General features: G+C 44.6%; 19 protein-coding genes. 9 read left to right on the top strand and 10 right to left on the bottom strand.

What is annotated here, in order from left to right; translation table 11 throughout:
• Positions 1-78 precede the first annotated feature (78 nt).
• Entirely contained in the window at positions 79-1005 is a 927-nt protein-coding gene (locus H6550_00340) for a substrate-binding domain-containing protein (protein MCB9044560.1), read from the top strand.
• 71 nt (positions 1006-1076) lie between these two features.
• The gene (locus tag H6550_00335; GenBank protein MCB9044559.1) at positions 1077-2678 is read left to right on the top strand and encodes a hypothetical protein; all 1602 of its coding nucleotides are present in this window, start codon (positions 1077-1079) and stop codon (positions 2676-2678) included.
• A gap of 46 nt (positions 2679-2724) precedes the next feature.
• Here the strand turns inward: H6550_00335 and H6550_00330 are convergent, their stop codons facing one another.
• Positions 2725-5127: a TonB-dependent receptor gene (locus tag H6550_00330; protein ID MCB9044558.1), complete on the bottom strand. Its 2403-nt coding sequence runs from the start codon at positions 5125-5127 to the stop codon at positions 2725-2727.
• Positions 5128-5393: 266 nt separating this feature from the next.
• On the opposite strand from H6550_00330, the gene H6550_00325 reads away from it, so the two are divergent.
• Both H6550_00325 and H6550_00320 read left to right on the top strand, forming a co-directional pair.
• Complete coding sequence (locus H6550_00325) at positions 5394-7115, top strand: DUF1800 domain-containing protein (protein MCB9044557.1); 1722 nt, start codon at positions 5394-5396, stop codon at positions 7113-7115.
• Between the two features lie 19 nt (positions 7116-7134).
• Positions 7135-8709, top strand: coding sequence for a DUF1501 domain-containing protein (locus H6550_00320; GenBank protein ID MCB9044556.1), 1575 nt, complete (start codon positions 7135-7137; stop codon positions 8707-8709).
• On the opposite strand, the gene arfB is transcribed toward H6550_00320, so the two are convergent.
• The 6 genes from arfB to H6550_00290 form a co-directional block, all read right to left on the bottom strand.
• Positions 8706-9104, bottom strand: a complete 399-nt coding sequence (gene arfB / locus H6550_00315) for an aminoacyl-tRNA hydrolase (GenBank protein ID MCB9044555.1) — start codon at positions 9102-9104, stop codon at positions 8706-8708. The genes H6550_00320 and arfB overlap by 4 nt on opposite strands.
• 213 nt (positions 9105-9317) lie before the next feature.
• Positions 9318-10841: a sigma 54-interacting transcriptional regulator gene (locus H6550_00310; GenBank protein ID MCB9044554.1), complete on the bottom strand. Its 1524-nt coding sequence runs from the start codon at positions 10839-10841 to the stop codon at positions 9318-9320.
• A gap of 103 nt (positions 10842-10944) precedes the next feature.
• Positions 10945-12015: a hypothetical protein gene (locus tag H6550_00305; GenBank protein ID MCB9044553.1), complete on the bottom strand. Its 1071-nt coding sequence runs from the start codon at positions 12013-12015 to the stop codon at positions 10945-10947.
• Between the two features lie 105 nt (positions 12016-12120).
• Positions 12121-12468 (bottom strand): arsenate reductase (glutaredoxin), encoded by a 348-nt coding sequence (gene arsC, locus H6550_00300; protein MCB9044552.1) that lies wholly within the window; start codon positions 12466-12468, stop codon positions 12121-12123.
• Between the two features lie 14 nt (positions 12469-12482).
• A complete protein-coding gene (locus H6550_00295) occupies positions 12483-13139 on the bottom strand; it encodes a CoA transferase subunit B (GenBank protein MCB9044551.1) in 657 nt (218 codons plus the stop codon).
• Positions 13140-13141: 2 nt separating this feature from the next.
• A complete protein-coding gene (locus H6550_00290) occupies positions 13142-13843 on the bottom strand; it encodes a CoA transferase subunit A (protein MCB9044550.1) in 702 nt (233 codons plus the stop codon).
• Positions 13844-13991: 148 nt separating this feature from the next.
• Between H6550_00290 and H6550_00285 the strand changes: the two genes are divergently transcribed.
• The 3 genes from H6550_00285 to H6550_00275 all read left to right on the top strand — a co-directional run bounded on the left by H6550_00285 (position 13992) and on the right by H6550_00275 (position 16543).
• Positions 13992-14957: a PKD domain-containing protein gene (locus tag H6550_00285; protein MCB9044549.1), complete on the top strand. Its 966-nt coding sequence runs from the start codon at positions 13992-13994 to the stop codon at positions 14955-14957.
• A gap of 187 nt (positions 14958-15144) precedes the next feature.
• Positions 15145-16008 (top strand): OmpA family protein, encoded by an 864-nt coding sequence (locus tag H6550_00280; GenBank protein MCB9044548.1) that lies wholly within the window; start codon positions 15145-15147, stop codon positions 16006-16008.
• Positions 16009-16081: 73 nt separating this feature from the next.
• A complete protein-coding gene (locus H6550_00275) occupies positions 16082-16543 on the top strand; it encodes a cupin domain-containing protein (protein MCB9044547.1) in 462 nt (153 codons plus the stop codon).
• A gap of 62 nt (positions 16544-16605) precedes the next feature.
• Here the strand turns inward: H6550_00275 and H6550_00270 are convergent, their stop codons facing one another.
• The 3 genes from H6550_00270 to H6550_00260 are packed head-to-tail and all read right to left on the bottom strand — an operon-like array spanning position 16606 to position 18825.
• Complete coding sequence (locus H6550_00270) at positions 16606-17568, bottom strand: hypothetical protein (protein MCB9044546.1); 963 nt, start codon at positions 17566-17568, stop codon at positions 16606-16608.
• Between the two features lie 38 nt (positions 17569-17606).
• Positions 17607-18386, bottom strand: coding sequence for an enoyl-CoA hydratase/isomerase family protein (locus tag H6550_00265; GenBank protein MCB9044545.1), 780 nt, complete (start codon positions 18384-18386; stop codon positions 17607-17609).
• A gap of 25 nt (positions 18387-18411) precedes the next feature.
• A complete protein-coding gene (locus H6550_00260; GenBank protein ID MCB9044544.1) occupies positions 18412-18825 on the bottom strand; it encodes a cobalamin B12-binding domain-containing protein in 414 nt (137 codons plus the stop codon).
• A gap of 81 nt (positions 18826-18906) precedes the next feature.
• Between H6550_00260 and H6550_00255 the strand changes: the two genes are divergently transcribed.
• A complete protein-coding gene (locus H6550_00255; GenBank protein ID MCB9044543.1) occupies positions 18907-19428 on the top strand; it encodes a hypothetical protein in 522 nt (173 codons plus the stop codon).
• A gap of 91 nt (positions 19429-19519) precedes the next feature.
• Positions 19520-21196, top strand: coding sequence for a glutamine--tRNA ligase/YqeY domain fusion protein (locus H6550_00250; GenBank protein ID MCB9044542.1), 1677 nt, complete (start codon positions 19520-19522; stop codon positions 21194-21196).
• The last annotated feature ends 240 nt before the right edge of the window (positions 21197-21436 follow it).

The raw sequence follows: 21436 nt of genomic DNA, 5'->3' as shown, positions 1-21436 counted from the left end.
GAATAAATGACAACAGCATGACCCCGCTGTTAAATTAATGTTACAAGATATATGAGCATCATAAATAAGTTTAAAATAATGACTAAAATTGCGCTCGTGAAGGGTATGGGACTTATATGGACCTTGCTGCTGGCAGTATTGATTGTTGCAGGTTGTGGACAGGGCAACAAACCTGACCAGCCCACAGATACAATGACCAGTGGTACGATAGAGGTTTCTGCAGATGAAACATTCCGCCCCGTAATAGAGCAGGAACTGAAAGTATTTGACAGTAGTTTTCCTGATGCACATGTAAATATTCATTACAAATCAGAGTCGGAATGTGTTAAGGACCTGCTGGATGGTAAAGTCAGGTTGATACTGGTGACACGCGACCTGAGCGAGGATGAGAAAAAACTGGCGTTGGAAAAGAAGATAGTACCTACCTCGCGCGATATAGCCAAAGATGCAGTGGCTATGATAGTGAACAACGAGAATAAAGACACGGTCTTCAGCATGAGCGAGATAAAAGGCATACTCACAGGTGAGAATATGAACAACTTTACTGTAGTGTTTGATAATCCAGGCTCCAGTACCCTCAGGTATATGTTGGATTCGTTGATACCGGGCGAGAAGTTGGGCAGTAATGTATATGCTGCAAAAGGTAATGATTCTGTTATCAATTATGTAGCAAATAATCCTAAAGCGGTCGGTTTTATCAGTGTGAGCTATGTGAGCGATTTTAACGATCCGGAAGGACTGGCATTTATCAATAACGTACGCGTAGCTACTGTGTATAATGATAGCCTGGACAAAGGGTTCAAACCTTACCAGGCATATATAGCTCCTGATTGGTACCCGCTAACAAGGAAGCTGTTTTACATCAGTCGTGAAACATATGCAGGCCTGGGTTCGGGTTTTGTTAAGTTCCTGAGCAAAGATCGCGGTCAGCTGATATTCAAACAATCCAGGCTGTTCCCTACCAGGGTGAATATCATTTTCAGGGAGGCAGCGGTGAACCAATAATATTTTTTAATTCAGAACGTATTTATATAACAAGAAAAACTCTACCTAAACAACAGAGTAAAAAAATGAAGATGAAACAGTTTATTGTAACCATGTTGGCTGCCGCAATGGTAGTAAATGCTACAGCACAGTCATTGGAAGATGGTATGAAAATGTACAGGTATGAAAGGTATGCCAGTGCTAAGAAAATTTTACAACCACTGGCTGCCGGCGACCCGCAGGCCAATTACTATTATGGCTTGTCTGAGTTGGCGCTGGGTAATACCGATGCTGCGATGAATGCATTTGTAAAATATCCTGAAGATTATGCCAACATAAGTGGTACAGTTAGGGTTAAGTTCGCTACACAAGGTGCAGAAGCCGGTATGCAGGCTGCCAATACATTAGCTGATATGGGTAAGAAAAAAGAGTGGATGCAGAAAAGGTATGCTGCTGCTGCCGTTACTTACTCTAAAGGCGGTGATCTGCAAAAAGCCGTTGGCTGGTGGGAAGAAGTACTGGAGAAAATGGTTACTCCAGAATTGCTGATATCTGCAGGTGATGCCTACCAGCAACTGCCTTCAGGTGGTGGTAAGGCGATGACCGATTTTGAAAAAGCAGTGGAGAAAGATCCTAAAAATTCACTGGCTTATTCACGCATAGGTAAGCTGATGTACAATGCCAAGAACTATGAAGTAGCATTGGAGAACTGGAAAAAAGCGCAGGAAGCTGACCCGGAGAATCCATTGCCTTATTACGATATGGCCAATGCTTATACTTATGTAGGTAAGTATGACATAGCAAAAGAGAATATTGAAAAGTACATGCAGCACTCTGATAAATCTACTGAAGATATGATCAGGTATGCAGAGATACTGTTCCTGGCAAAAGATTTCCCCGCGGCTATTCAAAAAGTGAACGAACTAAAAGATAAAGGTGTCAACAGGCCTAACTTCTATGGTATACTGGGATATGCTTACCTGGAAGATAAAGATTCTATCAGTGGTGTAAAATCTCTGGAGAACCTGCGCTCATATTTCGCTAAGCAGGACCCGAAGAAATTGTACACGCTTGATTACCTGACACTGGGCCGTGCCTACCTGCGCAATAACATGGGCGATTCAGCAAACATTGCTTTCAACAAAGCGCTGAGCATGGATAGCACTGATAATAAAGTAAGTACTTACCGCGAAATTGCTGAGTCGTTCAGGACGCTGAAAAGCTGGAATAATGCAGGGCAGTGGTATGAGAAGATATATAAAGACTATGAGGATAAGGCAACACCGACTGATTACTTCTGGGGTGGTTACAGCTATTATCTGGCAGCTAACATGCCGGATGTTGATACGACTGCTATGTTAATAAAGGCCGATACAATTTATGGTTCAATGATAGCTAAATTTCCTGACCAGCCGTCAGGTTATTACTGGAGAGGCCGCGTAAAGGCAGCACAGGATTCTGAAGGTAAAGAGGGTATTGCCGCACCATATTTTGAGCAATGGCTGGACCTGGATGTTGAAGGTGCAAAGAAGTCTGACAGGGACCTGCAGTTTGCATATCAGTACCTGACAGCTTGCTACTATTATAAAGAAGATTGGGAAAATACAAGAAAGTACTGCGACCTGGTACTGCAACTGGATGCGAAGAATCCGTTTGCTACCCAGATAAAAGAACTGATTAAAGGTAAAAAGTAGTAGGTTGACCATATAAATAAAGAAGGCGCTCTTAAGAGCGCCTTCTTTATTTATGTTTGATACCAATATCCACCCGATAATAGAACAATGGTAAAAAGCCTAGTTGGTATTGGGTGATAAAAGGATAAGATCCCTGTGCTGCAAGGTCGAAGTTGTAGGTTTGTGACAGTACGTTTTTTGTGCCGAAAATATTAATAAGATCAACTGCTATTTCGTGCGTTAGTTTTTTGGCGTTGATACGTACACCAAGTTTAATGTCTGTTCTGAAATAGTTTTTGAACTGCAGGGTATTTCTCAGTGAGTCGACAACCACCAGGTCGCCAATGGAATTAGATGCTGCTACATCCGGCGGCGAATATCTTCTTCCGCCAGCATAGGTTATTTTTAGTCCCGTCAGTAAGGTGCTGTTCTTTCCCAGTTTGTATTCATATCCTGTCAACATATTAAGGGCAAACCTGCTGTTATAATCCGTGTTGCGGTATACACCATCATTACCTTTAGCTTTTGAATCGAACACGGATCCTGAGAGTAGTATATAATAATTCTTTGCAAAGCTTTTTTCAAGCGTCAACTCCATGCCGTAATTATACCCTGTACCGGCATTGACCAAAGTATCGGGAAACAGTCTGCTGAAAGAGCTACCCTGGTTCAGTCCGCTGAAAGAGGAACCTGCTCTTTTTTCAATGGGTACATTGAACAGGTACTGGTAATATGCTTCGGAGCGTAACCTGACAGTACGTGAAAAGATATGTTCATATCCGGCTACTGTATGATGACTGCGTGTAAAACCTACATCGTAATTATGCATAGATCCGGCAGGGTTGGCAGGTAATACTGCAAAGTACTGGTACATAGGTTGCAACTGGCTGTGCAGGCCGTAGCCAAGAGTGAAATTATTGTTTGAATTCATCATGTATTTCATGGCCACACGGGGCTCTAATGCTTTCGAGCCATTATGTGTAAGGTATTGTGCGTGTATGCCGGCAGTGAATGTAAGTGCATTGCTCGGGCGGTATTTGTATTGGATGTAACCTTGTAACAGGTCAGTTCCGCCAACAAAATTAAGCCTGTGTTCCCATGTCTGTAAAGTGGGAGGATATTGGCGACTGCTGTCAACAAAATTCAGGTGGTAATAGTTGTTGATGATACCTGCCTTAATAGTATGCCTGTTTGATATTTTTTTATTGATGTACCAGTGTGCTACAGTGGTGTTTTTTACAAAGCGATAACCAAGTATGTATTTGAGAGAATCTACCTGGAAGTTATTATCCCTGAATACTTTGTAGTGTGTTGCATTGATATCTGAAGATGTTTCAGCCACAGTTAGTTTGGTGTAAGTGGATGAATTGATGATGTAGCTGAAGGAGCTGCCGATGATGCCTGTGTTGCTGCCAAAATACTGGTCGCGGTCCGACTCGCCATATAGCTCTTCTGGTTGTTCTGTCTGGTTGCTGACGATCAGGTCGATCTTGCTCAGACCACCAATGCCGAATATAGAAAGGTTGGCTTTTTTGCCCATCGGGAAGTTAAGTTTAACTGCAGCATCCTGGTAATTGGGAACTGAATTGGTACCTATCTTGATGTGCAGCCCTTCAAATAGCTTTAGCGTAGAGTATCGGTAAGTAACAAGATAGGAAGACCTGCTTTTCCTGGATATGGGCCCTTCGGCTGCAAGCTCAGTACCCAGCAAACCTATTTGCCCGGTCAGTTCGTGCCGGTCTGTATTACCATTTCGCATTTTCAGGTCAAATACACCTGCGGTAGAATTACCATATTCTGAAGGGAATGCACCCATGAAGAAATCACTGTTGGCTAGTGTTTTACTATTCAGCATAGAAACAGGTCCGCCTGTTGTACCTGAAACAGCAAAGTGGTTAGGATTCGGTATATCTATATCTTCCAGCCGCCACAACACGCCCTGCGGAGAGTTACCCCTGATGACGATATCATTACGCGAGTCATCAGCACCCACTACGCCGGCAAAGTTTGAGGCCATACGGGCAGGGTCGGCGCGGCTGCCGGCATATCTTTCCGTTTCCTGTACATCGAAGGTCTTAGTACTTACCAGTGCCATTTCATTGATATGGTCGCGCCTGTCTGATATGATCACTTCATCCATCTTACTGGCAGACTCTTCCATTTCAATATTAAGAATAGTCTCTTTGGCAGAGGTGACAAGTATGCCATTCAGTGTGGATCTGCCATAGCCCAGGTACGAAGCTTGTAAAGTATGTTTGCCAACAGGTACTTCTTTAAGGATAAACCTCCCCTGGTCATCGGTCACTGTGCCCATATGCGGTTCAACATCTGTAATTACGATAGTAACACCTATCAGGGGTATTCTTGATTCTTTATCGGTAACGCTGCCTTTTACTACCTGTTTGTATTGCGCAGATAAAGACAAAGGGAATATAAGCCAGGTAAAAACAAAAGAAAATAGTTTCTGCATGCTATGTTTTATGTCTGTTTAAACTTACTTCTTTTATTTATTAAGAGGAAATATCATCCATCGGAACAGTGGCTGCAGAATACCGTACAAGAATTGTAGAAAAGATATTATATTAATAATCAAATAGTTGCGTCAATAGTTCTTATTTGACTGATTATAAGCAGGTTAAAAATGATAACAGGTACTATGAAATGATCAAGATTAGGTTTAACTTTTCATTAAACCATAGACCTTTTTACCAGTCATTACGTCATAAATACAAGACTATGGGCAAAGTCAGCCGTCGCGAATTCTTCGAAGAAATGATAGCGACAAAAGCGGATCAGGCTACAACTGTTGCAGGCAATGATCCTATATATGAGAAGTATGCCAACAAAGAACTTCCCCGGGGATTAAGCAAAACAACAGGCTCGCTGAATGAATACACCGGGCAATGGACGGATAAAGAAATCATTCATCTGCTCAGGCGTACCATGTTCGGTGTCAAATATGAAGACGTGGTAGCATTGCGAACCAAGACCATGGTGCAAGCTGTAGATGAATTGTTGTCAGCACAAACAACGCCCGCCCCGCCTGTAAATAACTACAATACTTCGTCTTACTTTGACCCCACAGGAGTAGCACTCGATGATACCTGGGTAACTGCTCCTTACGGAGATAGTACGGTAAACAGTTTTCGTCGTTTGTCTATGACCAACTGGTGGATAGGCAGGATGATATACCAGCCGGAGAGAAGGATAACGGAAAAGATGACCTTCTTCTGGCATAACCATTTTGCAACAGAATATACAGTGGTGGCTTACGCCCACATGATGTACAATCACCACATGATATTGCGTAACAATGCACTAGGTAATTTCAAAACACTGGTAACCGCCATTACCAAAGACCCGGCTATGCTGCGGTACCTTAATGGTTACCTGAACACCAAAACAGCACCTGATGAGAACTATGCGCGTGAGCTGTTTGAGTTATTCACGTTGGGTAAGAATTACACACCTATATACACAGAAGACGATATTAAAGCGTCTGCCAAAATACTTACAGGTTGGCGATATAAAACAACTGACTGGTCAAGTTATTTCAGCTCAACACTGCACGAAACATCAGATAAGCAGTTCTCGTCTTTCTTCAACAACAAAGTGATTACGGGTAAGACAGGGTCAGCCGGTGCGCAGGAAACAGATGAACTGATAGACATGATCTTTTCAAAGTTCGAAGTAGCCAAATTCATTGTTCGTAAGCTGTACCGTTTCTTCGTATACTATGATATAGACCAGACCACCGAGAGTACGGTAATATTGCCACTGGCGTCGCTTATGATGAGTACGGGTTGGGAAATAAAACCTGTACTGAATAAGTTGCTGAAGAGTGAGCATTTCTTTGACGTATTGAGCAGGGATTGTTTTATACGAACACCAATAGATTATGTGGTGGGTACATTCCGTACGTTTGATATACAGTTGCCTTCAGGCTGGCGCTCTGATAATGAATATAAAGTATACAACTATCTGCGCAGCTATATGTCGCAACTGGGGCTAGAGCCGAACCTGCCACCTAACGTTGCCGGCTGGCCAGCCTTTTACCAGGAGCCTGATTATTACGAGAAATGGATCAACTCCACCACCATGCCACGACGCATGCAGTTTATGGATATGATGCTCAACTCAGGTTTTTCTGCAGGTACAGGTACCGCTATTAAGATAGACCCCATGTGGCTTGCGAAGAAATTCTACAGCCCGGCAGATCCTAACTTGCTGATAGATTTCTATACCGACCTGTTGTTGGGGCTGGGCTTGTCCAAGACACTTAAGGACACTTACAAGATAAGCACCTTGCTGACAGGACAAACGCAGGATTACTACTGGAGCAATGCCTGGGCCACATATATCTCTAACCCCAACACTACCAACACCAATATTGTGAAGACCAGGTTAGTGAGCCTGCTGACGGAACTGACACATTTGGCTGAACACAATTTATGTTGATCATTAAAAACTGCTACAGATGAAACGCAGGGACTTTTTGAAAGTATCGCAGGCAGCCACGCTTGCTTATATGATAAACGGCACACCAATCGGTGCATATGCCAGGAATCCGTTATTGGAATTGCTGGCTAAACAAACAGCTGCCAATGGAAGGGTGTTGGTGATGATTCAACTGAATGGTGGTAATGATGGCCTGAATATGGTCATCCCGTTGGATAAATATTCTGAACTCTCCGCAGCAAGGAGTAATATACTCATACCCCAAAACAAGGTACTGGCACTGAATAATACGATAGATACCGGGCTGCATCCTGCAATGACAGGCATAAGGGACTTGTATAACAATGGTTACGTGAACATTTGTCAGAGTGTTGGTTATCCCGACCCTAACTTTTCGCATTTCAGGGCTACCGATATATGGATGTCCGGCTCCGACTCAAACCAGTATGTAGATACAGGCTGGCTGGGGAGGCACCTGGATGAAGCATATCCAGGTTATCCCGTCAATTATCCTAATACCACCATGCCTGATCCGCTGGCTATACAGATAGGTTCAGGAGTATCTAACCTTGTGCAGGGAGCTAATGTCAACCTGGGTATGTCCATAGCAAGTATTGATAGTTTTTACAATATTATAAACGGAACGGTAGACCCTGCACCCAACACGCCTGCCGGGCATGAACTTTCATTTATCCGGTACATCAAGCAGCAAACAGAAACTTATACCAAAGTGATACAGGCTGCTGCTCAAAACGCGAACAATATCTCTAACAAGTGGCAGACAGGTAACAGGCTGGGCGACCAGTTGAAAATTGTTTCACGCCTGATAGCAGGAGGATTGAAAACGCCGATATACATTGTGAACCTGGGCAGCTTTGATACACACTCGCAACAGACAGATGCTACGGATACGACCGTGGGTAACCATGCCGACCTGCTGGGTTATATATCAAATGCAGTAGAGGCGTTTTTTGATGAAGCCAAGCTATTGAATTTCGAAGAGCGAGTGGCCGCAATGACCTTCTCTGAATTCGGTCGTAGGATCAAGTCGAACGCGAGTGGTGGTACTGACCACGGTACTACTGCCCCGGTAATGGTATTCAGCAAATACGTGAACCCCGGATTGATAGGCACTAACCCTACATTGCCTAAAAATGCAGCTGTGGGCGATAACCTGCCACTACAGATAGACTATCGCACGGTATATGCTGCTGTTCTGGCCGACTGGTTCCAGATAGATACACAAACAATGAACAAAGTACTGATGAAACAATACGCTGTTCAGCCGATCTTCCAGAAAACCAATAATATTGACGAGACCACGGTCTCTGGCAGCGACGAGATACTGGGCCAAAACTATCCTAATCCATTCCGCAGCACTACTACCGTGACCTTCGGTTCTGACGGTGGTAATGTAACACTCCAACTATTTGATGTAAATGGCAGGCTTTTACAAACACCGGTTCAAAAGCAGATGGATAAAGGAAAACACAGCGTAACGCTGCAAAGAGGTGACCTGCCGCCGGGTGTTTACTTCCTGAGACTGACCAATGGCAGAAACCAGAGTACCAAGCGGATGAATGTTGTGGATTAATCCGCCCAGTCGTGCTTTCTGAGTTGTTTTTTCAGTGAGTCGCGGCGTTTTGATTCTTTGCGGCGCTCTTTGATGGCGTTGGGCAGTTTGGTGGCTTTACGCTTTTTAGGTCGCAGCAATGCTTTCTCTACCAGCTCCGTCATTTTCTTCAGTGCTATCTCTTTGTTCTCCAGTTGAGAGCGGGTCTCACTGCTCTTCACCACCAGGTTGCAATCTTTATTGATACGCTTCATCAACTTGTCCAGTATCAATATCTTTTCTTCAGGGGTAAATAGTTTTGAGTCATCAACATTCCAGATGGCTTCTACTGCCGTTTCTACCTTGTTGACGTTCTGTCCGCCTTTTCCTCCGCTCCGCGATGTGTTGTACTTTACTTCTGAACTAATATCTTTCATGGGTATTGTCCTCTTTATGTATGTTATTCAATTGCTCAAGAATAGTCAAAAACTGTACCAATTTCGCACAACGTTATCCTGCCCTGATTGCTCAGTACTGGCAAGTAATACCCTGAAAGACGCATGTTTACTGGCAAAACACCATTTCGGCACATGAAATTACTATTGCAATTTTACATTATGATAACATTAAGCAATTATGTCAATGTGGCTTTAATATTCTTCGCTACTGTCATCATCACCGCCAAAGCTCATGTTCATCATGCTACCCAGTATGTCGCCAAAACTATAGCCACCCGTCTCTACTCCTTGTTTGCTGATGAGTGAGAACTCTGCCAGCCCATGCAGCAGAAACTCCATCAGCAGGGAGGTCTGTACCTCGTCGGCTTTGGGGTAGTACTTTTTCACCGCGCCGTATAAGCCGTCTACTTTATACAATGCATTGCGGTATTGTTCGTCGCTGCAGTCGTTAGGTAGCATGATATCATTCCCTTTGCCAAACCAGTCAATAATAGGCTGGTAAGGGTTAGACCTTGCTTTGGCTGTTTCAGGATTACGTCCCGCTTTTTTGAACGATTGCGGGTCGGGGAAGTAAGTGATAAACAAGCTGCGGATGGCTTTGCCCAGCAGACTGTAGGCCACATTAGTTGGGCCTTCCTGTTCACCTTCGTACACCAACTCTATTTTCCCGGTTATTGAGGGTATCACGCCTGTAAAATCGGCTATGCGTGCCTGTGTGGTGCCATCACCATTCAGTAGTGCCCTGCGCTCAGCAGTGCTCACCAGGTTCTCATAAGCCGATATGGTCAGCCTGGCTGAGACCCCGCTTTTCTGGTCTACGTATTCGCTTTTGCGTGCCTCCATAGCTATCTGCTCTATCAGCAGTTGGCACATATCGGGCATGCTTACCTTAGCTGCCTGTTCATCAGTAATATCAGCCTCCTGTTCGGTAATAGCTTTTGATATTTCTACCGTCCTTGGATAGTGCGTCACGATCTGGCTTTCTATCCTGTCCTTTAGTGGTGTTACGATGCTGCCCCTGTTGGTATAGTCTTCGGGGTTGGCCGTAAAAATAAATAGTATGTCCAGCGGCAGGCGCAGTTTAAAACCGCGTATCTGTATATCTCCTTCCTGTAGTATGTTGAAGAGCGATACCTGTATCCTTGCCTGCAGGTCAGGCAGCTCGTTGATCACGAATATACCCCTGTGTGAGCGTGGTATGATACCATAATGTAACACCCTTTCATCTGCAAAGCTCAGTCGCAGGTTGGCTGCTTTTATCGGGTCTACATCGCCTATCAGGTCAGCTACGGACACATCAGGTGTCGCCAGTTTCTCTCCGTACCTGTCGCTGCGGTGCAGCCAGCCAATAGGTGTGTCATCTCCTTTTTCCGCTATAAGTTCACGCGCATATATAGATATCGGCGCGAAAGGATTGTCGTTTATCTCGCTTCCATCTACCACGGGTATCCACTCATCCAGCAGGTTAGTCATTTCGCGCGCCAAGCGTGTCTTGGCCTGTCCCCTTAGCCCTAGGAACAGGATATTATGGCGGGATAATATGGCCCTTTCCACATCCGGTATCACAGTATCTTCATAACCCAGCACACCTTTAAAAACTTCTGTTTTATCCTGTATTGCTTTGATGAGGTTCTCTCTGACCTCTTCCTTTACCGTTTTGAATGAATAGCCTGATCGCTTCAGTTCGCCCAATGTCTTTATCGCAGGTTGTTGCATAATATCGTATTGTGTAGGTAATAAAGGTACAAGATGTAACGATGCGGACAGGAAACAGTTGCCAATAGGCGTATAAATAAATTCTTATGGTTGGTACCAACTGCTATTTCCATAGCAATTCTTCAAAGGTCTTATCCAGCTTGAAAAGTTTACGGTCTTTTATTTCTTCTTTTTGTTTCAGGTAGGCTTCATATTCTGTTTTGTCTCTTACAGATGTCCATGTACCTGTAAAAGTGGTGCCTTGTAGCTTCAGTTCCATAACACCCAGCTCTTCTTCTGATAATACAAAAGTTCCGTCAGGTTTCAGCTCTACCTCCAGCATAATATAGTCATCCAGGTCGCCGAATTTATACATGGCTTCCCAGGAACATATCGTTTCCGGGCAGCTACCCTTCAATGCGCGCATATACAGTTCTACTGGAATATTCTTGTCAAAATATCCTGTGTATAGCCTCCGTTCGATGATGTCTTTGTAAAAGGTCTGTGGTTTATCTTCTTCATCTTCATCGTAAGCCGAAGCCCCTCCGGGATATAATTTGTTCTTCCTGATGCTGTCCCTGGCAGCCAGTATGCTATCCAGCAGCCCCAGTTCTTTGGCCCGCATCAACCGTTCCAGTTCTTTACTTTCTATGGCCAGCGATTCTTCATATTCTATTGCGCTGCTGGCTTCAAGAATATTGAGTATTGTGCCTCCATACCATTTGTCGTTAATGAGGAATATATCACGTATGGCAATACCATATCGCTTGCGTGTAAGCATGTCCCGAATGAAAATATATCCTTGTAAACGTATAGGCGCTATTAGTTCAAACCCGATCAGTTCGTATGGCAATCGTTGTTTATCCAATTCAAATTTTGCTATTAGGATATCACCCCAATGCACACCTGAGTCTGCTCCTTTCTGCCTGACAAAATTCATCATATCGATGATCTTAGGGTTCATTTCAGGGTCAAACTTCTTTATATGGCGCATATTGTTGCGTATCCTGTATATGCGTTCCTGCTGAAAACTGTCTTTGGGCTGAAAGGCAAAAGCCACCTCAGCTATTAACTTATAGGTAGGGAAAAGTGAAGCGTATGCTGAGTCATCGCCCGTTTGCAGGTAGGTAAGTATATCATATACCAGTTCTTTTTCTGTGGTACGCTGTGCCTGCGCGTGTGCAGCTGCAAACAAAAAAAGGAGGAAACATAATATGTAACGGCTTAACCTCATTTAAAGGATATTCAGGCTATCCTTTAAAAATACGAAAACTATACCCGAATGCGAAACAAAGAAATGTTATAACAGCTCCAGAACCTTCTCAGGTGGCCTGCCTAATATGGCCTTGTCTCCTTTAATGAGTATGGGTCTTTCTATAAGTATGGGGTGTTCGGCAAGTATCTTCAGCCACTCTTTTTTAGTAAGCTTTTTGTCCGCATAATTTTCCTTGTACAAAGGCTCTTTCGTGCGCACCAGCTCTATGGGTTTGCAGCCTAGTTTTTTCATCAGTTCCGCCAGTTCTTTTTGCGTTGGTGGATCTTCGAGGTAAAGCCTCAGTTCAGGTCTTACGCCGTGATCTTTGAGCATTTTCAGAGTGGAGAGGCTGGTACTGCAATTTGGCTTGTGGTATAATATATAATCAGACATTTATTGTTTTTAGCTTACAACTGTATCTCTTTCACATCATCGGCTATTGTAAGGCGGCCTTCGGTTTTGGCCTTTATCTCTTCAATGGTTACTCCCGGTGCATATTCAATACACACAAAGCCATCTTCTGTAATGTCAAATACTCCTAGGTCGGTAACCACTTTTGTGATGCAATTCACACCGGTAAGGGGCAGCGTACACTTCTTCAGCAGCTTGCTTTCCCCGGCCCTGTTGGTGTGTTGCATGGCTACAATAATGTTCTTTGCGGCTGCTACAAGGTCCATAGCGCCACCCATACCTTTCACCATTTTACCGGGTATTTTCCAGTTGGCTATATCCCCGTTGTCAGCTACTTCCATAGCGCCCAGTACGGTCAGGTGCACTTTGCCCGCACGTATCATACCAAAGCTCATAGCACTATCAAAAATTGCTGACCCGGGTAATGTAGTAATAGTTTGCTTCCCCGCGTTTATCAGGTCGGCATCTTCCGCTCCTTCAAAAGGGAAAGGTCCCATACCCAGTAACCCATTCTCACTTTGCAATACTACATTTACACCATCGGGTATGTAGTTGGCTACCAGAGTAGGTATGCCAATGCCCAGGTTTACATAGAAACCATCTTTCAGTTCTTTGGCTATTCTCTGAGCTATCTGCTCTTTATTTAGTCCCATGTTTAATTTCTTTTTCTTGTTGTGCGTTGCTCAATACGTTTCTCATAATTCGATCCCTGGAAGATGCGATGCACATATATGCCGGGGGTATGGATAAAATTCGGATCCAGTTCGCCTGGTTCTACCAGTTCTTCAACCTCGGCAATGGTAATTTTGCCGGCCATAGCCATCATAGGGTTAAAATTGCGGGCAGTATCCTTGTATATCAGGTTGCCCATAGTATCGCCTTTCCATGCTTTTACTATAGCAAAGTCTGAATCGAAGGCTTCTTCCAGCAGGTATTCTTTGCCGTTGAAAGTGCGGGTTTCTTTTCCTTCTGCCGCTTCTGTACCTACACCTGCCAGCAGGTAAACGGCTGGCATGCCGTACCCGGCAGCCATGCAACGTGTGGCAAGTGTGCCTTGTGGTACCAGGTCTACTTCAAGCTCGCCACTCAATAGCTGGCGCTCAAATTCCTCATTTTCACCTACATAGGATGATATCATTTTCTTTACCTGCTTTGTTTGCAGCATCAGCCCTATACCGAAATCATCTACTCCTGCATTGTTAGAGATACAAGTAAGGTTATTCACTCCCTTGCGTACCAGGGCAGCAATACAATTCTCAGGAATACCACATAAACCAAAGCCGCCCAGCATCAGGGTCATGCCCGATTCTATGTCTTTTATTGCTTCGTCTGCGTTGGCTACTACTTTGTTCATCAGTCAGAATATTTGCGCTAAAATAGTTAATAGTTTACAGTTTGGCGACAGGATAAACAGCTGATCATTTATTCTATTGGACTTAAGAAAAGAAATATTGATATTATGGCATAGATATTGTGATTAATATTATGCTGATATTTACATCCTTATGATACGCTATACTTGGATCCTATTAATAGCCCTAACCTTTGTTTTGGTAGCTACCGGCTGCCAAAATCAAAAAAGCAATGTTATTCCTGAAAAGGAAACCAAAGAGGAAGAAGGGGATGGGACGACTCCGCCCTATGATTTTACCTGGTCAGACGAAACTGTTTCCGACAGGACGATCACTTTTACGTCGAATGTAACAGATAAGAAACTATTGTGGGACTTTGGCGACGGTTCCACTTCTGCAGAGTTGAAACCTGCGCATCAATACAATAAAAAAGGTTTTTATACGATCAGTCTTACTGTTGATGGTGATACGGCTAATACAGTAACCAGGGAGATAGGCGTAGGCTACCCGATTTACTTCGGATATACAGGATTACTCCTGGTGGGCGAAAAAATTGTTTTCGAACCTAAACAGAGCTTTGGTACAATACCTGAGGGTACTAAGTTCCTCTGGAGTTTCGGAGATGGCCAGACCTCAGAAGAGCCTGCGCCTGTTCATATATACAAAGACACAGGTCTCTACAATCTCAGTCTGAAAATAAACAACAACTACAATGCGTCGGGTTATTACCAGATACAGATTTCAGGCAGGCCTGTCAATGCAGAAAATATTGCCGGTACACGCACATTTAAGTTTACACATATTGTAAAAGGTGGAGGGTATGATACTACGTACCAGTTGCCCGACCAGGCTGTCAACATACAGTATATCAATCCATTAACGATTCACCTGGCTAAAATACCCGGCTGCAATGCTCCCGAAACGGACTTGACATACAACAAAAAACTATCAAGCAACACGGTACATGTATATTCCTATCAACAGGATTATACAGAGATGAAAGTATATTATGATTACGTAGCGGATACTGTTATGATCTATGATCGTTTTACTTATGTAGGGCCCAACAGTTCCGGAGGTGTTGTCATTTATTACGATAATATAGGAAGGGACCATTAGCTACATCTTTTCTTTTGGCAACATTTTAACAATCCTTGTATATATATTGCGCAACTATTGCAGTTAAGGCATGTTATAGGTTTAAACAAATTACTCCGGTAAATACAGCCGTTGATAAGATGTGCTTATTGCAATGCAAAAAACTATAATTTCGATATCCAATACATACACACAAAAACACAGATTTATGAAAGCAGCATCACTAGCGCTTACTACATTGGCACTCGGATTTTTAATGACCGGTTGCGTAAGCCAGAAGAAATATAAAGAACTGCAGGGCAGGTATAATTCTGTTCAATCACAGAATTCTGAAATGCAAAAGGAAAAACAGGAATGTTACTCCAGTCTTGCTTCTTCTAAAACAAGGGTAGCAAGCCTTGAAGAACAACTGGCTTCTGAACGTTCTAACCTGGTGAACCTGCAGTCTGCACTGGAAAAATGTCTTACGTCGTCTACACAAGGAGGTGTCAATATATCTAAGTTATTAGATGAGATAAAAGCATCTAATGAATATATTCAGCACCTGGTGAATCTGAAGAACAAGAGTGATTCTTTGAATATGGTACTCACCAACAACCTGACACGCTCGCTGAGCAGGGAAGAGATGCGTGATGTGGACGTACAGGTACTGAAAGGTGTGGTGTATATTTCATTGTCTGACAATATGCTTTACAAGTCGGGCGATTATACAATATCTGACCGTGCGGGAGAAACTCTCAGCAAGATCGCAAAGATCATCAAAGACCATAAAGACTATGATGTACTGATAGAAGGTAATACAGATAATGTGCCCATCAGCAAACCTAACATACGTAACAACTGGGATCTGAGTGCACTCAGGGCATCATCAGTGGTACAGGCTTTGCAAAATACCTACAATGTCGACCCCCAAAGGCTTACAGCAGGCGGACGCGGTGAGTATAATCCGATAGCTGATAATAGCAGCGAAGCAGGAAAAGCCAAGAACAGGCGTACACAGATCATCATTACTCCGAAACTCGACCAGTTCATGGATCTGATAGGTGAAGCACCGGAAGAAAGTAAACAATAATTTCTTGTAATTAATATCAGGCAAGGCCCCGCAACAGCGGGGCCTTTGTTGTACATAAGATATATTTACACCTATGAAACTTTACTCTGTACTAATACTGGCTATACTTACATCAGGTTGTTATGACGAAACAGCCCATTCAACAAAAAGTACCACACATGAGCATTATGTAACCTCGCTGGCTGATATGCATAAAATTGTAGTGGGCAACGGGGAGACCGTATACCAGGCCGAAGGCAGGAATATTGATATGGAAACTATGTCGTTTGTGATCACAGAAACACGACCGGGAGGTGGGCCACCCTTGCATGTACACCCGGTAGAAGAAGCGCATGTTGTATTAAGTGGTACAGTGAAGTACTTTATTGCCGACAGTGTATTTACCGTATCTGCTCCCTTTATCGTTAATATACCACCCAATGCCCCGCATACATTTATAAATGCCGGTGATACGGTGCTCAACCTTATAGGAGTTTTCGGGCAGGACAACTATGGCCCGTACAAACCGATGGGGGACAACCCCTTGATTAACTAAGTAAATAGCAACAAAAAAGCGGTATGATATCATACCGCTTTTTTGTTATAAATGCTTTACTGTTAATACCACCAGGGTATTTTGTTAGATTCTAACCTGTATATCAGTTGAATTGAGAAGGTAGAATAACCGTCTAACACGTCCTTGTTACCACGAGGAGAACCGGGAGCGTTAGTGTAAGAAGGCTCAATGTACCATGACTTATCGTACACCTGCTTAGCTATAGCTGCATCTTTCGGATCCAGGTACCTGTCATAGTAATCAGGAGATAAGTAAACACTGCTTACATTATCCAGCCTGTCAGTTGTGGTCAGGCGGTAGCTCCATTCAACACCAATGTTCATTTGTTTACCAACATTCCAGCGCAGACCTGCACCTACAGGTACGCACAGCTGCCACAGATTCCTGTTGATAGCGTTTGAATTTGGCAAACCTTCACCTTCCAGTTTCAGATCTTTGGTATACACCCATTTTTTATGTCCTGTCAATGGATCGATAAGAGATGTTTGCGGCCTGTAATGGAAAGCACCTGCCCCAAATGCTATATATGGTTGCATTTTTTTGTTGGCCATTTTCGATTCTGAGTTGAACCTCAGAGGCATGATCTCAAACATTACTGTACTTTCCCACACATTAGCACGGGCATCCTGATTGCGTAAATAGCGTTGAAAAGCATCGTCTTCAACCGATTTAGCCTCTTTGGCTTTGTTAATATTCCAGTCGTCGTTGGCATACAGTGTACCATAATTCAGGTTGATCCTGAAAGCTAATGACGGGTGTGCACAGAAACGCATGAAAATACCGCCCATGAAATGGGGTTTGCTCCAGTAGCGTTCGTTACCATAGTGGTCTATTACACTCTGTGTACCTACGTCGCCCCACAGGTCAGACAATCCGAAGTTCATACCTACCGACACACCGGGGTTCTCAACATACTTTCTGGGTATGGCAGGTTGTGCGTAAGCCGATATCGTGGTTGCGCTGATTCCTATTACCAAAAGGCTACGGATTAAACTTTTCCGCATGATCTCAATGTTTTTTAGAACGATGAAGATATAAAATATTATTTCCCGCTAAAAGCGGCTTTTCTTTTTTCTAAAAAAGCAGTAGTTCCCTCGCGCATGTCTTCTGTTTCAAAACATTCGCCGAAACGTGCCACCTCATTATCAAAGCCACTCGGATCTGCTTTCGCAGCATCGTTAACACAAGATATAACTTTTGCGATAGCAATGGGAGCTTTTGACTGAATTTTTTGCAATATTTCTTTGGCTTTGCCCAACAGGTCGGCCTGTGGAACCACATGATTCACAAGACCTAAGGCCTGTGCATCAGCAGCGCCTATCATATCTCCGGTCATCATCAGCTCCATGGTCTTGCCTTTTCCTATCAGTTGTGTCATCCTTTGTGTACCGCCATATCCGGGTATCAGGCCCAGGTTCACCTCAGGCTGGCCAAACTTCGCATTCTCAGAAGCTATGCGAAAATGGCAGCTCATAGCCAACTCGCAACCACCACCCAGCGCAAAGCCGTTTACCGCAGCCACAACGGGTTTCGGGCAGTTCTCAATCTTATTGAAAACACCATCCTGGCCTGTTTTGGCCAGTGCAGCACCACCTTGGGCATCCAATGATATGAATTCAGAAATATCGGCACCGGCAACAAATGCTTTCTCGCCAGCACCTGTTAAGATGACAGTTTTTACATCCGCATTATTCATCACTTCGTCCATAGCCTGCGACAACTCGTTTATCACGTCTTTGTTTAATGCGTTCATCTTGTCAGGACGGTTGATAGTAATGGTCATGATACCATCCTGCAGGTCAGTCAATAATGTTTGATACATACTTTTCTTTGTAATTTATATTCGATTATAATAATTCTTTTCTATGCTCTGCTACCCAACCGTTAATGTAGTCAGCAATTTCTGAGGTAGGTGCGCCGGGGGCAAAGAGTTTGCCCACACCCATGTTGTTCAGTTCTTTCATGTCCTCTTCGGGTATGATACCACCACCTGTAAGCAACACATTATCCAGCCCTTTTTCTTTCATCAGGGCTATCACCTTGGGGAAAACTGTCATGTGTGCGCCGCTTAGGATGCTTACGCCAATGGCATCCACATCTTCCTGCAGTGCGGTGTTCACTACCATTTCTGCCGTCTGGCGCAGGCCTGTATATATTACTTCCATACCTGCGTCGCGCAGGGCGGTTGCAATTACCTTTGCTCCCCTGTCGTGTCCGTCCAGCCCTATTTTGGCTACCAATACCCTTACCGGCCTTTGCATACTGTCATTGTTTTATCAAAAAAATGCCCGTAAATGTAATAATAAATAAGTATTGTTAGTTTTATGTCATAAAGCCTTTATATGAAGCGCCTTACCCTGCTACTTTCTATCCTCATTTGCCTTTCTTGGTTCAGTTGTCAAAAAGAGCCGGGGCAAGCTGTGCCTTATGCAAATGATACTTCAGGTATTGACATCCCTTCTGTTCCCCTTGATACGCCTGCAGCCGTGCCTCCCAACCCTGCCGATACATTTGTGGGGGTGTATTACGGCACAACACGCAAAACATATATTCTGTCTCAGCCTCGCGGTCCTGTAATAGACAGTTTTGATACCACTTACGCAGATAAGGTGGTGATATACAAGGATGCAACAGACAAGTATAATACGTTCCATATTATATACCCTGTATTGTCTCACTCGGACTATACATATTATGATACCCTGAAACTAAAATATGACCTGACCAATATTTATAATTACTCATTTAACATGAACGAATATATACAGCTTAAGGTTTTTACCGGCACTGACAGTATTTACCTTAATTATGGTGCCGGGGCAAACTGGTATGGAGAGTCGGTCATCTTCTCCGGTAAAAAGTAACGTGGCTACAGGCTTAGTGCCACCCGATGCCATTCACCAATTTCCCCCCTGAATAGCTTACCTTTGCCACCTGCCAAAACAAGAGCGGTTTATGAGCGAAGAAAAGTCACTCAACTTTATTGAAGAGATCATAGAAAAAGACCTTGCCGAAGGAAGGTATCCCTATATACACACCCGTTTTCCGCCGGAGCCTAACGGCTACCTGCACATCGGGCATGCCTCATCTATATGCCTCAACTTTGGCCTGGCCAAAAAGTATGGCGGCAAGTGCAACCTGCGTTTTGACGATACCAACCCCGTGACCGAAGACACTGAGTATGTAGACAGCATAAAGCGCGACATACTGTGGCTGCTGGAGGCCATAGGCATACAGTGGGATGGCGAATACTACGCCAGCGACTACTTTGAGACCTTGTATGAATACGCTGTTAAGCTCATCAAAAAGGGCAAGGCCTATGTAGACGACAGCAGCGCCGAGGAGATAGCCGCTACCAAAGGCAACCTGACCGAACCCGGCAAGGAAAGCCCCCACCGCAACCGCAGCGTTGAGGAGAACCTGCAACTGTTTGCCGAAATGCGCGAAGGCAAATACAAAGACGGCGAAAAGGTGCTGCGTGCCAAAATAGACATGGCGCACCCCAACCTGCTGCTGCGCGACCCCCTCATGTACCGCATCAAACATGCGCACCACCACCGCACGGGCGACAAGTGGTGCATATATCCTATATACGACTTTGCCCACGGGCAGAGCGATAGCATCGAACATATTACACACTCCATCTGTACGCTGGAGTTCATACACCACCGCCCGTTGTACAACTGGTTCATCGAGCAGCTGGAGATATTCCCGTCTCGCCAGTATGAGTTTGCCCGCCGCAACCTGACCTATACGGTTATGAGCAAGCGCAAGCTGCTGCAACTGGTGAACGAGAAGCACGTGGCCGGCTGGGACGACCCCCGTATGCCTACCATCAGCGGTATGCGCCGCCGTGGTTACCCCGCACAGGCTTTGGTGAACTTCAGCGATACGATAGGCATTGCCAAGCGTGAGAACATCACCGACATTGCCCTGCTGGAGTTTTGCGTGCGCGAGCAGTTGAACCAGACCGCCAACCGTATGATGGCCGTGCTGGACCCTATGAAGCTGGTGATCACCAACTACCCCGAGGGACAGACCGAAGAGCTGCATGCCGAGAACAACCCTGAAGACCCGGAAGCGGGCAGCCACGTGAAGCCATTCAGCCGCGAGCTGTGGATAGAGCGCGACGACTTTATGGAGGAGCCTCCGAAGAAGTTCTTCCGCCTGGGGCCGGGGCTTACCGTGCGCCTGAAGCATGCCTACATCATAGAGTGTACGGGCTTTACCAAAGACGACAACGGCAACGTGACCGAGATACAGGCCACATATATACCCGAGAGCAGGAGCGGCAGCGATACCAGCGGCATGAAGGTGAAGGGCACCATACACTGGGTGAACGCCGCTACGGCACACACCGCAGAGGTGCGCCTGTACGACCGACTGTTTAAGGTAGAGGACCCGGCCAATGCTGAGGGTGACTTTAAAGACCACATCAACGAGGAGAGCCTTGAGGTGCTGCCTGCGGTGTATATAGAGCCTGCACTGGCCACGGCGCAGCCGGGCGATACCTTCCAGTTTTTGCGTAAGGGCTATTTCTGTGCCGACAAGGACAGTACTCCCGAAAAGCTGGTCTTCAACCGTACGGTGGGCCTGAAAGACTCATGGGCTAAGGAACAGAAGAAGGGGTAAGGACCCTCCGAGCCTCCCTGAAGGAAGGTGTTGTTGCATTTTGTTGTGTTTTGTACCGTTTTATTATACGTTTTTTCTAACCCGCTGTTTATCAGCGGGTTTCTTTTTTGTGATGTTGCAATTTGTTGTGATCGCACATGCTTTTTTCCACTCACGTCACTGCGAGGAACGAAGCAGTCTCACGGAATAGTGGGTAAGTAATGTTCCTTTTGTTTCCAGATTGTTTCCATTTTTGTGGGT

The sequence above is a fragment of the Chitinophagales bacterium genome, assembly GCA_020636495.1.
GTDB lineage: Bacteria > Bacteroidota > Bacteroidia > Chitinophagales > Chitinophagaceae > UBA5543.
Note: the sequence above shows the minus strand (reverse complement) of the source record. Positions and strands in the feature narration are given on the sequence as shown.

Bases quoted from the DNA above. Each gene is read 5' to 3' on its own strand.
- H6550_00320 (MCB9044556.1), top strand. From the start codon at position 7,135: ATGAAACGCAGGGACTTTTTGAAAGTATCGCAGGCAGCCACGCTTGCT.
- H6550_00260 (MCB9044544.1), bottom strand. From the start codon at position 18,825: ATGCAAAGGCCGGTAAGGGTATTGGTAGCCAAAATAGGGCTGGACGGA.
- H6550_00285 (MCB9044549.1), top strand. From the start codon at position 13,992: ATGATACGCTATACTTGGATCCTATTAATAGCCCTAACCTTTGTTTTG.
- H6550_00310 (MCB9044554.1), bottom strand. From the start codon at position 10,841: ATGCAACAACCTGCGATAAAGACATTGGGCGAACTGAAGCGATCAGGC.
- H6550_00255 (MCB9044543.1), top strand. From the start codon at position 18,907: ATGAAGCGCCTTACCCTGCTACTTTCTATCCTCATTTGCCTTTCTTGG.
- H6550_00325 (MCB9044557.1), top strand. From the start codon at position 5,394: ATGGGCAAAGTCAGCCGTCGCGAATTCTTCGAAGAAATGATAGCGACA.
- H6550_00340 (MCB9044560.1), top strand. From the start codon at position 79: ATGACTAAAATTGCGCTCGTGAAGGGTATGGGACTTATATGGACCTTG.
- H6550_00265 (MCB9044545.1), bottom strand. From the start codon at position 18,386: ATGTATCAAACATTATTGACTGACCTGCAGGATGGTATCATGACCATT.
- H6550_00250 (MCB9044542.1), top strand. From the start codon at position 19,520: ATGAGCGAAGAAAAGTCACTCAACTTTATTGAAGAGATCATAGAAAAA.
- H6550_00270 (MCB9044546.1), bottom strand. From the start codon at position 17,568: ATGCGGAAAAGTTTAATCCGTAGCCTTTTGGTAATAGGAATCAGCGCA.
- H6550_00335 (MCB9044559.1), top strand. From the start codon at position 1,077: ATGAAACAGTTTATTGTAACCATGTTGGCTGCCGCAATGGTAGTAAAT.
- H6550_00275 (MCB9044547.1), top strand. From the start codon at position 16,082: ATGAAACTTTACTCTGTACTAATACTGGCTATACTTACATCAGGTTGT.
- H6550_00295 (MCB9044551.1), bottom strand. From the start codon at position 13,139: ATGGGACTAAATAAAGAGCAGATAGCTCAGAGAATAGCCAAAGAACTG.
- arsC (MCB9044552.1), bottom strand. From the start codon at position 12,468: ATGTCTGATTATATATTATACCACAAGCCAAATTGCAGTACCAGCCTC.
- arfB (MCB9044555.1), bottom strand. From the start codon at position 9,104: ATGAAAGATATTAGTTCAGAAGTAAAGTACAACACATCGCGGAGCGGA.
- H6550_00280 (MCB9044548.1), top strand. From the start codon at position 15,145: ATGAAAGCAGCATCACTAGCGCTTACTACATTGGCACTCGGATTTTTA.
- H6550_00330 (MCB9044558.1), bottom strand. From the start codon at position 5,127: ATGCAGAAACTATTTTCTTTTGTTTTTACCTGGCTTATATTCCCTTTG.